This window comes from Asticcacaulis sp., from assembly GCA_024707255.1.
Lineage (GTDB): Bacteria > Pseudomonadota > Alphaproteobacteria > Caulobacterales > Caulobacteraceae > Asticcacaulis.
Genome location: JANQAC010000001.1, coordinates 295599 through 309833, shown reverse-complemented (window position 1 = coordinate 309833; position 14235 = coordinate 295599). Strand labels below are relative to the sequence as shown.

At 59.8% G+C, this 14235-nt stretch carries 12 protein-coding genes and 1 pseudogene; 3 read left to right on the top strand and 10 right to left on the bottom strand.

All coding sequences use genetic code 11. From position 1 onward, the window contains the following. Positions 1–85: 85 nt before the first annotated feature. Positions 86–1360: an FAD-binding oxidoreductase gene (locus NVV72_01515; GenBank protein MCR6658065.1), complete on the bottom strand. Its 1275-nt coding sequence runs from the start codon at positions 1358–1360 to the stop codon at positions 86–88. 46 nt (positions 1361–1406) lie between these two features. Then, positions 1407–2807 carry a glutamine synthetase family protein gene (locus NVV72_01510; protein MCR6658064.1) on the bottom strand — a complete coding sequence of 467 codons (1401 nt, stop codon included), beginning with the start codon at positions 2805–2807 and terminating at the stop codon, positions 1407–1409. Between the two features lie 299 nt (positions 2808–3106). On the opposite strand from NVV72_01510, the gene NVV72_01505 reads away from it, so the two are divergent. Both NVV72_01505 and NVV72_01500 read left to right on the top strand, forming a co-directional pair. Then, positions 3107–4210, top strand: a complete 1104-nt coding sequence (locus NVV72_01505) for a mechanosensitive ion channel family protein (GenBank protein ID MCR6658063.1) — start codon at positions 3107–3109, stop codon at positions 4208–4210. Beyond that, positions 4158–4922 carry an RNA methyltransferase gene (locus NVV72_01500; protein MCR6658062.1) on the top strand — a complete coding sequence of 255 codons (765 nt, stop codon included), beginning with the start codon at positions 4158–4160 and terminating at the stop codon, positions 4920–4922. The genes NVV72_01505 and NVV72_01500 overlap by 53 nt, the downstream gene beginning before the upstream one ends. Here the strand turns inward: NVV72_01500 and NVV72_01495 are convergent. The 5 genes and pseudogenes from NVV72_01495 to NVV72_01475 form a co-directional block, all read right to left on the bottom strand. Further along, a complete protein-coding gene (locus NVV72_01495) occupies positions 4917–6077 on the bottom strand; it encodes a Gfo/Idh/MocA family oxidoreductase (GenBank protein ID MCR6658061.1) in 1161 nt (386 codons plus the stop codon). The genes NVV72_01500 and NVV72_01495 overlap by 6 nt on opposite strands. 13 nt (positions 6078–6090) lie before the next feature. Beyond that, a complete protein-coding gene (locus NVV72_01490; protein ID MCR6658060.1) occupies positions 6091–7011 on the bottom strand; it encodes a VOC family protein in 921 nt (306 codons plus the stop codon). Between the two features lie 67 nt (positions 7012–7078). Further along, on the bottom strand, positions 7079–8383 hold the full coding sequence (gene pncB, locus NVV72_01485; GenBank protein MCR6658059.1) for a nicotinate phosphoribosyltransferase: 1305 nt from the start codon (positions 8381–8383) through the stop codon (positions 7079–7081). A gap of 12 nt (positions 8384–8395) precedes the next feature. After that, positions 8396–9897, bottom strand: a pseudogene (locus tag NVV72_01480) (phosphomannomutase/phosphoglucomutase). A 91-nt stretch (positions 9898–9988) separates the two neighbouring features. Then, positions 9989–10864, bottom strand: a complete 876-nt coding sequence (locus tag NVV72_01475; GenBank protein MCR6658058.1) for a UTP--glucose-1-phosphate uridylyltransferase — start codon at positions 10862–10864, stop codon at positions 9989–9991. Positions 10865–11282: 418 nt separating this feature from the next. Here NVV72_01475 and NVV72_01470 point away from each other — a divergent pair, with 418 nt between their 5' ends. Further along, positions 11283–12422, top strand: coding sequence for a glycoside hydrolase family 27 protein (locus tag NVV72_01470; GenBank protein MCR6658057.1), 1140 nt, complete (start codon positions 11283–11285; stop codon positions 12420–12422). A gap of 63 nt (positions 12423–12485) precedes the next feature. On the opposite strand, the gene NVV72_01465 is transcribed toward NVV72_01470, so the two are convergent. The 3 genes from NVV72_01465 to NVV72_01455 form a co-directional block, all read right to left on the bottom strand. After that, positions 12486–12770 carry a hypothetical protein gene (locus NVV72_01465; protein MCR6658056.1) on the bottom strand — a complete coding sequence of 95 codons (285 nt, stop codon included), beginning with the start codon at positions 12768–12770 and terminating at the stop codon, positions 12486–12488. A gap of 249 nt (positions 12771–13019) precedes the next feature. Continuing rightward, complete coding sequence (locus NVV72_01460; protein MCR6658055.1) at positions 13020–13400, bottom strand: MmcQ/YjbR family DNA-binding protein; 381 nt, start codon at positions 13398–13400, stop codon at positions 13020–13022. Between the two features lie 3 nt (positions 13401–13403). After that, on the bottom strand, positions 13404–14102 hold the full coding sequence (locus tag NVV72_01455; GenBank protein ID MCR6658054.1) for a FadR family transcriptional regulator: 699 nt from the start codon (positions 14100–14102) through the stop codon (positions 13404–13406). Positions 14103–14235: the final 133 nt, after the last annotated feature.

Sequence of the window (14235 nt, the reverse complement as noted above, 5' to 3'; positions counted from 1 at the left end):
ATTGTTGCCGATTGTTTCAGTTGTTTGATCGCATATGAAACCTTCGTGATGCAAAGTGCGACACAGGGGCTTGATTGGTCATATATTACAGGCGGTCACGCAGAGCGTAATAGCTTAAGCCCGCGACCAAGGCGGGCCAGCGCAGGGCGCGTCCGCCGAAAAAGGCCGGGGTTGGCAGGCGGCTCAGCAGGTCGATATCCTGCGCATTGCCGGTGACCGCGCGGGCCAATAGTTTGCCGAAATAGGGCGCCAGCACTACGCCCTGGCCGCTGTATCCGGCGGAGGTCCAGACGTTCGGCGCCAGGCAGCGGACGAAGGGCGCGCGGCTCATGGTGATGGCCAAAGTCCCGCCCCAGCCATGCGAGATTTTAACATCGGCCAGTTGCGGATAGACCTTGAGCATGTTGCGGCGGACAAAGGCCCGGATGTCCTTCGGGAACCACGGCACATAATTCTCACCGCCGCCGAACAGCAGGCGGTTATCGGGCGTCTTGCGCCAGTAATTGACAACGAAGCGCGAATCCGAGGCGGCGTAGTCATGCGGCAGGATCGCCGGATCATTGAGCGGTTCGGTGGTCAGGATAAAGTTGTTGATCGGCATGACGTGGCTGTCGATCTCTTCGGATAGCCCTTCCATATAGCCGTTGCCGCAGATCAGCAGGCGCTGACAGGTGACGGTGGCGCCGTTTTCGAGATGGAGATGTATGCCCTTGGCGATCCTGCGATAGCGCAGGACATGGCTGTTCTCGAAAATCTGTGCGCCTTGCGAAGCAGCCGCGCGAGCCATGCCTTGCGCCAGTTTCAGCGGATGCAGGTGACCGCCGCCGGCATCGAACGAGCCGCCATGATAGACGTCGGTGCCCAGTTCGGCGGCGACCTGCGCCTTGTCAAGCAGCCGGACCTTGTCATAACCATAGGTGCGCACGAAATCGACATAGGCGCGATCCTCCGCTTCATAGCCGGGCTTATGCCAGGCATGGACGAGGCCGTGTTTCAGTTCGCAATCGATTTTGTGTTCGCGGATAAGGCCATACAGGCTGGTCTTGGCATCTTCCGACATGTCCCATAGCTGACGGGCGGCATCAGGGCCAAGCATTTCGGCCATACGTTCCGGATCAATGCGCTGGCCGGTATGGATCTGCCCGCCATTGCGGCCGGAGGCGCCGGAACCGATTTGGGCCGTGTCGAGCACGGTGACATGGATGCCTTGCCGCGACAGTTCGATGGCGGCGCCCAGGCCGGTATAGCCGCCGCCTATAATACAGACATCGGTGTGATGTGCGCCGCTAAGCGCCGGGTAGGGAGATGCAGTCGTGGTGGCGACGTACCAGGAATCGGAAGGGTGACCGGTGTTTTTCATGACTGGAAGGGGGCACATGGGGGAAAGGCGTTTCCCCCATGAAATCCTACACGTTCAGCAGCAGGAATTCGCGTTCCCACGGGCTGATCGTCTGCATGAAGGTCTCGTATTCATGCAGCTTGACCCGCGAGTAGGCGGTGACGAACTGCGGTCCCATGATGTCGATGATCGGCTGGGCGCGTTCCAGCTTAATGATGGCCTGAACCAGCGAATAGGGCAGGTCGCCCTGCGGCAGGGTGGAGGCGTCCTTGTCTACCGGATCGGCGGGGGTCAGCTTTTCGATCATGCCGAGATAGCCGGAAGCCAGTACCGCGGCGATCGCCGGGTACGGGTTGGCGTCGGAGGACGGAATGCGGTTTTCCAGCCGGCGGTTGCCCGGATTGGACGGCGGCACGCGGAGGCCGGCCGTGCGGTTGTCATAGCCCCATTGCGTATTGACCGGGGCGCCGGAACCTTTGGCCAGACGGCGGTAGGAATTGACATAGGGCGCCAGCAGCGAGGTGATGGCGGGCATGTATTTCTGCTGGCCGGCGATGAAGTGGAAGAAGGCCGGGGTCGGCTCACCGGTTTCCGGATTGGAAAACAGATTCTGCCCGGTTTCCGCATCGACGATCGACTGGTGGATGTGCATGGCTGAGCCGGGTTCATTGGCCATCGGCTTGGCCATGAAGGTGGCGTAGATGTCGTGCTCCAGCGAGGTTTCTTTGATGGTGCGCTTGAACATCAGCACCTGGTCCGCCAGTTCGAGCGGATCGCCGTGCAACAGGTTGATTTCCATCTGCGCCACGCCGGATTCGTGGATCAGGGTGTCGATTTCCAGACCCTGACTTTCGGAATATTCGTACATGTCCTCGAACAGCGCGTCGAATTCATTGACCGCCGAGATCGAATAGCCCTGGCGGCCGGTTTCCGGTCTGCCTGAGCGACCGATGGGCGGCTTGAGCGGATAGTCCGGGTCGGTGTTCTTCTCGACGAGATAAAATTCCAGTTCCGGCGCGATGACCGGCTTCCAGCCCTTGGCTTCATAGAAGCCGAGAACGCGACGCAGCACCTGGCGCGGGCTTTCCTCAACCGGGCGTCCATCAGGATGGAAGGCATCGTGAATGACCTGGGCGGTCGGGTCGTGTGCCCATGGCACGGCGGCCAGGGTGCGGAAATCAGGCCGCAGGAAGATGTCGGTATCGGATTGCACCGTGCCGACCACGCCTTCGAGATCCGGATAGTCGCCGGTGATGGTCTGGTAGAAAACCGCCAGCGGCAGGTTCATGTAGGGGGTGTTGAGGAACTTCTTGGAGGGCATGATCTTGCCGCGCGCCACGCCGGCGAGATCGGGCACCATGCACTCGATTTCCTCGATATTCTGGCTGGCCAGCCAGGCGGTGGCCTCCTCAAGATCCTTAGCGCCGCGCTTGGCAAACACGATCTTGCGCTTGTTCTTGGACTTCATATAGCTGTCGTGTGACATGTGAATCGTCTTTATGGCTTATTGTTCAGTCGGGATCAGACACCAGCCAGAGCGCGAATGGAAATGACAAAAGCGCGACGAGGTCCACAGCCAGTACTCTACGCGGCTGCCGGGGTATTCTGACGAATTGTGATCACAATATGCCGGATTCCAGCCAAAGGCAAGCCGTGTTCACGCAGGGGTGAGGGCAATCGTGAAGGCGGCGGGGTTGACCCGGCGGCCCCCGGCTTGTTGACTTAAAGGGGGATGGGCGGAGGAAACAGCTATAAAAAGGAGCCTCCATGTTCGATCTGCCGATTTATCTGCCCGATGGCTTACGCCTGATACTGATTGCCGTGGCCGCGGCTATTGCCGGTGCGGTTGCCGGCCGCCTGCTGATGAGTCTGGCAAAATGGCTAGCCAAGTGTAACCCGCAGTTATCCCGCCACATCAATCTGGCGCGCCTGGCCACGCCGCTCTATATCGTCACGCCGGTGCTGGCGGTCTTCATCGCTATCCGGGCGGTGGCGCCGGAAGTCATGCTGACGCCGGTTGTATCCGGTACTGTCAAGGTGGCCAGCGTGGCCCTTCTGTACTGGCTGGCCATGCGCATCATCGACATCGTCACGGTGGCGGTATCCCGGCGCTATGACATAACGGTCGCTGATAATCTGCGCGCCCGCCGTATCCGCACCCAGATCGTGGTGGTCAAGAGCATCGCCAATTTCATCGTCTTCCTGCTGGCCCTGGCGGCGGTCTTCCTGATGTTCGATACCCTGCGCGGCCTGGGTGTTAGTCTTCTGGCCTCAGCCGGCGTGGCGGGGCTGGCCATCGGTTTCGCGGCACAAAAGACTCTCGGCAATCTGCTGGCCGGCATCCAGATCGCCTTCACCCAGCCGATCCGCCTGGAAGACGCCGTGGTGGTGGAAAACGAATGGGGCTGGGTGGAGGAAATCACCCTGACATATGTCATTATCCGCCTGTGGGACTTGCGCCGGCTGGTGCTGCCGATCAGCTATTTCATCGAGAAGCCCTTCCAGAACTGGACCCGAACCTCGGCCAGCATCATCGGCACGGTGGAACTGTATGCCGATTACACCCTGCCGATTGACCCCTTGCGCGAAAAACTGGTGGCCTTGCTGGAGACGACCAGGCTATGGGATAAGCAGGTTCAGGTCGTGCAGGTGACTGACTGCGACAAGGATGTCATCAAGATACGCATCCTGGTCAGTGCCGCCAATTCGCCCACCGCCTGGGATCTGCGCTGTTTCGTCCGCGAGCAGATGATCCGCTTCATTCAGGACACCTATCCGCAATGCCTGCCCAAGACCCGCGCCGCGCTCGAAAGCCCAGATGATTATAGAGATCAACGATCCGCAGGATTCACGCCTCAACCTGTATCGTAACGTCAAGGACCGCGACCTGACCGGCCGCGACGGACTGTTTATGGCCGAAGGCAAGGTGGTGCTGGAGCGGTTGTTTACCTCAAGGCTGGCGGAAACGGTCAGCGTTCTGACCACGCCGGAGCGACTGGCCGGCTTGGTGCGTTTGCCTGAGGCGCCGGTCTATGTGGTGCCGCAGGCGGTGATGGATGTGGTGGCCGGTTTTCCGATCCATCGTGGCTATCTGGCGCTCGGCCGCTATGCGTCGCCTTTGTCACTTGAAGAAACGGTAGCTGGTGAAAGGGCGCGCGTGCTGGTGCTCTCCGGCATTGCCAATACCGACAATATGGGCGGGTTGATGCGCAATGCGGCGGCCTTTGGCGTTGATGCGGTGGTGCTGGACGCCACCTGCTGCGATCCGCTGTACCGCAAGGCCATCCGTGTCAGCGTCGGGGGTGCGCTGGAAGTGCCGCACTACCGCGTCGATGACCTGATCGGCACCTTGCGGCGGCTCGACCTGACGCCCTATGCGCTCAGCCCGTCAGGCACGGTGACGCTGGACCAGGTTCAGCCGGCCGCGCGTTCGGCCCTGCTGTTCGGTGCCGAAGGGGCAGGGCTTTCCGATGACATCATGGCCGCCTGCACCACCGTGCGGATCGACATGCACGGCGGCTTTGACAGCCTGAACGTGGCCACCACCAGTGGCATCGTGCTTTACCAGATCTGCCGTCTATAGCCTCACAATCTGACCATCGGCATCGGCGCTCTGGTAAATCGCCTGAATCATACGGATATCGCGCAGGCCCATTTCGCCAGGCGTCAGGTGCGGCTGGTTGGCGGCGGCGGCCATACAGAAGGCGTCGATCTGGGCGCTGAACTGCACAGCCGGATTGCCGGCGCGGAGCGTCACCGGCGTCAGGTCGGCGTGCTGCATCGTCGTGTTGATCTGGGTGTAATCGGAAGCCGGGTCCATGCTGATGCTGCCCTGAGCGCCAAAGAAGCGCTGGCGCGTGGCGTAGGTCCAGCAATAGGACGAGGCGCCTTGCGCGCTGATACCGGAGGGGAAGCGCAGGCGCCATTCGACACCACCCTCGACCTCCTTGAAGCGCGGATCATTCGCCGGCGTTGAATAAACAGCCGACACCGATACCGGCGCTTCATCAACCGCCCATAGCGCCGCATTCAGCGCATAGATGCCGATATCGTACATCGATCCGCCGCCGGCCAGGGCCTTTTGCAGACGCCATTTGTGCGGCGGATAGTCCGGATTGACGACAAACCCCGCTTCGCCGGAAAAATAGCGCAGGTTGCCGATCTCGCCGGCGCGCAGGCGTTTGATGGCATCGGCATTGTTCGGTTCAAAATGGACGCGGTAAGCAATGCCGAGCTGGCGGTTGGAGGCACGGGCGGCGGCGATCATCGCCTCGCATTCCGCGACCGTGGAGGCCATCGGCTTTTCGCACAGCACGTGCTTGCCGGCCTTCAGGGCGCGGATGGTATATTCGGCGTGCAGCGCCACGGGCAAGGCGATATAGACGGCGTCTATGTCCTTGTCGTCTGCGATCCGGTCGAAAGTGCTGTAATCATAAAATTTGCTGACGCCGTAGCGCGCGCCGAGATCGCGGGCCTTGTCCGGACTGCCGGAAACGAACGCGGTCATCCGGGCATGGCTGGAAGCGACGAAGCCCGGCATCATCTGGCCGATGGCGAAGCTGCCAAGGCCGACCACGGCCCAGCGCATCCGTTCTTTCGGTGGATCAGGCAGGTTTAACTTGCCGGCGAGCGGCTGGCCTTGCGCCTTTGGAGTCGCCGCGCCGGCGGCGGAGGCGATCAGCGGCAAGCCGCCGGCGCCAACCAGAAGACTGCGGCGGTCAATGCGAAAACCGGTCATGACCGGACCTCCTCTATTTTTCTGGATCTGAAGCGGTAAAGGGCGAGCAGCAGGGTTTGCCAATGGCATGGAACTCCATGATCTCAGCGCGGGTGCCATCCGGATCGATCAGGTTGAGCTGCCACTTGGCGTCGAGACCGATCTTGGGTGTGCCGTCCTGGTCCTTGAGGCGGTCGCCATTCCACAAAACCGTATAGGTGTCGCGCGTATTGGGGACGCCTAGTGAAAAGTGATTGAGCACGCCAGCGGTCTGTTGGCTCATATCGGCGGGGATGCCGGTGGTCTCGGGGCCATCGACCAGCATATATTCCAGCCAGTCGGTGCCGTTGGGCACCTGCTGGCTGACCCAGGAGGGTTTATCGGCATGGGTGCCGCCGAACCAGTAGGGACGAAAGCCAAGGATCTCGCGGTAAAAGGCGTCCTCGCGCGACCGGTCATGGACTATGAAACCGACATGGATGATGTGGCTGGACAAGGGATTGGCCGGCACATCGGCCAGAGCAGTCGGCGCCTGGACGAACTCGACGCGGTTGCCTTCCGGATCACTTACGGCGAACCACAGGCTGCCGTCACTGCCTTTGTTGACCTTGGCGGGCACGGCTATCTTGCGGCTGGCCAGATATGTGCGCAGAGCTTCCGCATCCTGGGTTGCGAAGGCGACGTGGTCCAGCCGGTTCTTGGAGGCGCTGGCGGGCAGGGGCAGGATTTCAACGAACTGCGCCGGAGAGAAATAATAGCGTGTGCCGCCGGTATTTTCGGGATCGTTGCCCTTGGTGGCGCCGAGATCATGAGCGTAGAAGGCGTCGCTCTTTTCGGCGTCGGCGGCATAGAGGGCGATATGGGAGATGCCGGTGATTGGCGGCCGCACCGGATCAGCGGCCAAGGCAGGAGAGGCCGATAGCAGGCACGCGATCAGGCAGGTCAGGGCCTTCATGTGCATTTCCTCGTCTTGTTACTATGTGTTAGCGCTCACATTAACACGTAATAACAATAAGGAAAGATCAGACCTTAACCGCCGCGGCTTGGCGTCCTTCGTTGCCGAAGATGCGCAGGTAGCGGGCAATTTCGGCCGGATCGCCGGTCGCCTTTTCGGGATTGTCGGACAGCTTGACCGCCGGGCGGCCATCGGCCTCGGTTACCTTGCAGACCAGTGAAATGGCATCCAGCCGGTCGGTTTCAAACGGCGCACAGTCACGGAAATCATTGGTCAGATTGGTGCCCCAGCCGAAGCTCATCCGCACCCGGCCGTGGAAATGGCGGTAGGTGGCTTCTATGCTGTCGATATCCATGCCGTCGGAAAAGATCAGCAGCTTCGATTTCGGATCGACGCCTTTGGATTGCCACCAGCCGATGATCTGCTCGCCAGCGGCGATGGGTGGTGCGCTGTCCGGACGAAAACCTGTCCACTCCGCCAGCCAGTTCGGCGCCCGCTCTAGAAAGGCAGTCGTGCCGAAAGCATCGGGCAGGGCGATCAACAGGTTGCTGTCGTAGTGTGCGCGCCAGTCTTCCAGCACACGATACGGCGCGGCAGCGACCTCAGCGTCGCTGTCGGCCAGGGCGGCGGCCACCATCGGCAGTTCGTGGGCATTGGTGCCGATGGCTTCGAGGTCATTATCCATCGCCAGCAGCACATTGGAGGTGCCGATAAAGCGCTTACCCAGGCCTTCTTTCAGCGCTTCGACACACCAGCGCTGCCACAGAAAGGAATGCCGGCGGCGGGTGCCGAAATCGGAAATCACCAGGTCGGGCAGGGCCTGCAGGTGCTCGACCTTGCCCCACAGTTTCGCCTTGGCGCGGGCATAGAGGACATCGAACGCGAACCGGCCCCGGCCGCGCAGGGCGGCGCGCGAGCGCAGTTCGTTGATGATGGTCAGCGCGGGGATTTCCCACAGGGTGGTATGTGTCCATGGACCATGGAAGTGCAGCTCATACTGGCCATCGACCTTGCGCAGGTCGTACTCCGGTAATTGGAACTCCTTCAGCCAGGCGATGAAGTCCGGGCTGAACATCTGAGTCTTGCCGTAGAAAGTGTTGCCCGCCAGCCAGATCAGTTCCTTCGGCGTAAAGCGCACCGTGCGGGCATGGTCGAGCTGGGCGCGCAGTTCGGCCTCATCGATCTCCTCGGCCAGGCGGATACTGTGATTGCGATTGATGACGGAGAAGGTCACCGGCACCTGTGGGTACAGGTGCCGGATCATTTGCAGCATCAGCAGCTTGTAGAAATCAGTATCGAGCAGGCTGCGGACGATCGGATCGAGCCGCCAGTTATGGTCATAGGTGCGGGTGGCGATATCGGTGACGGCCACTCAACGACCTGCCTAGATTTCCTGATTGTAGTCGGTGATTTCCGGATACTTGGCCAGGCGCGGCTTCACTTCCTTGCGGAACAGGTCGCGCATGTCGTCTTCCGAACGCAGGGATTCGACCACGACCACCAGTTCCGGCTTGTTCGACGAGGCGCGGACCAGCACCCAGGAGCCGTCTTCGAGATGGACGCGGGCGCCGTTGACCGTGATGACCTCGGTGACCTTGCGGCCGAGGATCGAACCGCCGGCAGCCAGTAGGTCCTCATACTCCTTCACGATCTTTTCCAGGATCTGGTACTTGATCTCGTCGGCGCAGTGCGGGCTCATGGTGAGCGAGGTCCAGGCGACCGGCAGGGCGTTCTTCAATTCCGACAGGCTCTTGCCCGGATTGCGGTCGAGCATGGCGGGATGGCTTCCGCCGCCTTCAGACCGTCGTCATAGCCGCGGCCGATCGGCGGGGCCAGGAAGAAGTGACCCGACTTCTCGAAACCGGCCAGGGCCTTCAATTCGTCGGTCTTGCGCTTGATGTAGGAGTGACCAGTCTTCCAGTAGACCGTCTTGGCGCCATTCTTCTTCAGCACCTCATCGGTGGCGTAGAGGCCGGTCGATTTCACATCGACCACGAAGGTGGCGTTCTTGTAGATTTCCGACAGGTCGCGGGCCAGCATCAGGCCGATCTTGTCAGCGAAGATCTCGTTGCCCTCGTTATCGACCACGCCGCAGCGGTCGCCGTCGCCGTCGAAGCCCAGGGCCACGTCGGCATTGTGCTCCTTCACGGCCTTGGCCATGTCGACCAGCATTTCGTGGTCTTCCGGGTTCGGATTGTACTTCGGGAAGGTCGAGTCGAGGTTGGTGTCGAGTTCGATGACCTCGGCGCCCATCGCGCGCAGGGTCTGCGGGGCAAAGGCGCCGGCCGTGCCGTTGCCGCAGGCGCAGATGACCTTCAGCTTGCGCTTCAGTTGCAGCTTTGAGGAGATGTCGTCCATGTAGCGCTGCTGCACGCCTTCGACGCGCTTCAGGCTGCCGCCGGGACGCTCCACACCGAGACCGCCGAGCACGATCTCCTTGAGGCGACCCATTTCTTCCGGCCCGAAGGTCAGCGGCGCCTGGCAGCCCATCTTGACGCCGGTCCAGCCATTGTCATTGTGCGAGGCGGTGACCATGGCGACGCAGGGCGCATCCTGATCAAACTGGGCGAAATAGGCGATAGGCGACAGGCACAAACCGATATCGATGACCTCGATGCCGGCCTGCATCAGGCCGAGGATCAGGGCGTTCTTGATATTGGTCGAATAGGAGCGGAAGTCATGGCCGGTCACCAGCTTGGGCGTCACGCCGCGCTCATGGATATAGGTGCCGAGGCCGAGGCCCAGGGCCTGGATGCCGAGCAGGTTGATTTCCTTGCCGAAAACCCAGCGCGCATCATATTCGCGGAAGCCCGTGGCCTTTACCTTGGCCTGGGTTTCGTATTCGTAGGTATTCTCGGCGATATCGGCCTTAGGCAGCAGGGTCATTCTAGGCGTGTCCTCGGATGTCGGCAGGGGAGAGCGCTCCTATGCCACATGAATAAGTAAAAATTCAAAGTGCCTTGATTAAGGCGAACGCTTATTGAAAGAAAGGCGCCAGGGCGGTGCGGGCGGCTTCGCCCAGCTCTGGATGTCTCAGGGCCAGGGCGACATTGGCGCGCAGCAGGCCGATCTTGTCGCCGCAGTCATAGGTGACGCCGTCATATTCCAGCGCATGGAAGCCTTGCGTTTCCATCAGGCGGAACATCGAGTCGGTGAGCTGGATCTCGCCGCCGGCACCCTTTTCCTGTGAGGCCAGCAGGTCGAAGATTTCCGGCTGGAGGATGTAGCGGCCGGAAACGATCAGATTGGAGGGCGCTGTGCCCGGTGCGGGCTTTTCGACCATGCCGGTCATCTTATTGAGCCGGCCGCCTTTGGCTTCGATGGCGACCACGCCATACTGATGCGTCTGGTCATGCGGTACGGGTTCGACGACGATGATATTGCCGCCGACCTCATCATAGGCATTGATCGCCTGCTTGAGCGCCGAGACCTCGGCATCCATCACCATGTCGGGCAGAATGACGGCGAAGGGCTCGTCGCCAATGATATCGCGTGCGCACCAGACGGCGTGGCCGAGGCCATGCGGCTGCATTTGGCGGACAAAGCTCATTTCGCCAGCCTTGGGCAGTTCGGCGAGCAGTTCATTCAGGATCGCTGTCTTCTGTTTGGCAGCGAGTTGCGCTTCAAGCTCGACCTGATGATCGAAATAGTCCTCGATGGCGCCTTTCGAGCGGCCGGTTACGAAGACAAAATGCTCGATCCCGGCAGCCCGCGCTTCGGCGACGACATAGGACAGGATCGGACGATCGACAACATTCAACAGTTCCTTGGGAACAACCTTGGTGCCGGGCAGTACGCGGGTACCCAGACCCGCGACAGGGATCACGGCTTTACGAACGCGTTTATGAGTCAAAAGAACCTCAGGAGGAAAGGGGCTTAATCCATTGTGGATTTGGAAATCAATGATGGGCTCAACGCGCCGAACTATCCGCGCAGGTTAGAGGTCTGTCCGGTTTACGGCAAGTCTTGTAAGGCAGATTTCCATGCCCGTCATAAAAATTTGATGATCTTTCCCTACGGAAAAGACATTAAAAAATAATAGCCTCATCCGAAATTAGGCCGGGTTGGTCGCGGCTGAATAATAAAAATTGTTTTATTTATGTGACGTGCGGCGCTTGCCATTCGATGAATTGTCATATTTATTTCCCTCCCAGGCGCGAAGATAACCGCCGTAAGGGAGAGACAAAATGGATATCGAACAATGCCTGCGGGGGCTTAAGCCGATAGTGGCGGCCGCTTGTCTGTTGAGCCCGTTTTGGGGCGGCGCTGCCATGGCCCACGAAACGCTTGGCCTGGAGGCGCCCAAGCCCGCCATTGCCCTGACTCCGCCGATGGGATGGAATTCATGGAACAAGTTCGCCTGCAATATAGACGAGGCCAAGATTCGCGGTGTGGCCGACGCCATGGCGTCTTCCGGCATGAAGGAGGCCGGCTACCAGTATGTGGTCATCGACGACTGCTGGCAGAAGGATCGCGCGGCTGATGGCACCATCCAGGCCGATCCGGAGCGGTTCCCTTCGGGCATCAAGGCCCTGGCCGATTACGTCCATTCAAAAGGGCTCAAGTTCGGTCTCTATTCCGATATCGGCGCCAAGACCTGCGGCGGCCGTCCGGGCAGCCGGGGTTATGAATTCCAGGATGCACGTACCTGGGCCTCATGGGGCGTCGATTACGTGAAGGTCGACTGGTGCTATACCGGCTCAAGCGATGCCAATTCTTCCTATACCGTTATGGCGAAGGCGCTGCGGGCATCAGGGCGCGATATCGTCTTTTCCATTTGCGAATGGGGCGATAACAAGCCGGAAGAATGGGCGGCGCCGCTTAGTCATCTGTGGCGGACCACCGGCGATATCCGCGATTCATGGGACAAGGACGAAGGCTATAGCCATTCCTTCCTGTGGATTCTCGATCATAATGCCAATCTCTGGGCCAATTCCGGCCCGAACCACTGGAACGATCCCGATATGCTGGAAGTCGGCAATGGCGGCATGACAGATATCGAATACCGCTCGCACTTCTCGCTGTGGGCCATGCTGGCCGCCCCTTTGATCGCCGGTAACGACCTGTCGAATATGGATAAGGCGACGCTCGATATCCTGACCAACAAAGACGTCATCGCTGTGGATCAGGACACGCTCGGTCAGCAGGCGCGCCGTGTCGCTCAAAATGGCGATACTGAGGTTTGGGTGCGTCCGCTGGCGGGTGGCGATCGCGCCGTGGTTCTTTTTAACCGTGGCGCGGAAGCAAAGACAATTTCGGTGGATTGGGATGCCCTGCAATGGGCGCCTGGTCTCAAGGGCAGCGTCAAGGATCTCTGGTCCAAGGCGGTGAAAAAGAGCATCAAAGGCAGCTACAGCGCCGAAGTCGCGCCGCACGGCGTGGTGATGATACGGATCAGTCCGACAGTCTGATTGATATGATTGCGAAAGGCGCCGGATATGAAGTCCGGCGCATTTTTTTTGCTGTCGCCGCTTTTATCGCCTCTGGGAAATGGGGGCAGCGTCCGGAATGCGGATATTTTCGAGCAGGGCGGTCATGCCAACCAGGCGTCCCGCCGGATCGTAAATGCCCACGGTCGCGCCGGCCGGCAGGTAGGGGCGGACGCGTTTGGATAGATATTCCGACACCGTCACCGTCCCCGGCATGGAGCGAAAACGCTCGAAATCCTTGTTTAACTGGGTGCGGCCATTCAGACCGACAGCGACATGCAGGCGGTCAACCGCCTTGATATACTCAAGCAGATCACGAATATTAGACATTGGCCTCTCCGGGTCTCAACGCGGAACTGGTACGCCTTTACTTTTTACCTGGAGATGGCCGTGTCCGTTTTTAAAGTGGACTTATTGTGTTTGCCGCTCCCTGATCGGAGGAGGCTATGTTTAAAGTATGAATAATTTGTAGATTTTAGCGTCGGTTCCTTTATGCGGTAACGGGTTGCTTTTCTGAATACTCGATAAATATGCACTATATTGTGTTGTGAATTTCGCAAATTGGATGTTGTTTGACAATTATTGGCTTTCTTGCCGTGGCCGCTTTCGCTTCGGAGGCTTGTTCGACTGCATGGCATGGGCCCTTGCGAGCAGGTTGGCCAGTTCGTCAGCACTGATTGCGGGCAGGCGAACGAGAACAGCCGGGTAACCGCGATAATGGGCATCGTCGAAGAAGATGTGCGGCGCGGCTTCGATCAGCAGTTCTTTGTGATCGAGCGAGCAGCTTACGGCCAGTACGTCGCGGTTCGGCCAGCGTTTCTGCTTCGGCGTATCGCGCTGCATGAAGGTCCAGGCGAAGCCGCGTTCTCTGACGGAGAAGATGAGACGGTCGGGGGTGGAGTCATCGATCGCGCCGGGCAGGACAGCCACCAGTTTTTGAACCTCGGCGCTGTCCACCATTTGCTAATCCGCCTGGGCCTTTTCGATAAAATTCAGCGATTCCAGCAGGATGTCTTCGGAAGCCTTGCGGGCGGCAACGGCATCCCCTTTTTCGATGGCAATCAGTATGGCCTCGTGCGCATGGATATCGGCCATATGGCCGGAAATCTTGTTGGTCAACTGGATCGACAGGTGCAGGGCATTGGTGATCAGCGGCTTCAGGCGCCAGAAGAACGGGTTGCCCGACGCTTTCAATATGGCGACATGGAAATCGATATCGGCCTGAAGTGCCAGATCGGGCTGGACGGCATGGTCGATCATGGCCTGCAGACCTTCGCGGATGCCGGCAATGGCGCGCTTGTCCTGGAGTTCGGCGGCCAATGCGGCGGCGGCCGGTTCAATGGCCAGGCGCATCTGGGCAAATTCGAGGAAAATCTTGTTGGAGTAGGGGCGTTCCATAAGCCAGCGCAGCACGTCCGGATCGAGCAGATTCCAGTTTTCGACCGGTTCGACTCGTGTGCCCTGGCGCTGGCGCGAACTGATCAGCCCCTTGGCCGATAGCATCTTGACGGCCTCGCGCATGACCGTGCGGCTGGCGCCGAATTTGGCACACAGTTCTGCCTCCGTTGGGAAGCCGGTTTTTTCGAACTCGCCGGTGACGATGGATTGGCCAAGGGAGGCGAGGAGCCCGTAGGCGAGGCTGACGCCGAGTTCGGAGCGCATGACGTGTCTTTCTGGTAGGCGTTTGTTAGTCCCTGCGGCGCGTCGCACGATGTCAGAACCCTGAGATTCGCCACTTCGCCTTAAGAAGCTTACAGAAAAAAATACTATTTAAAACCAGATTCGTCATTTGACG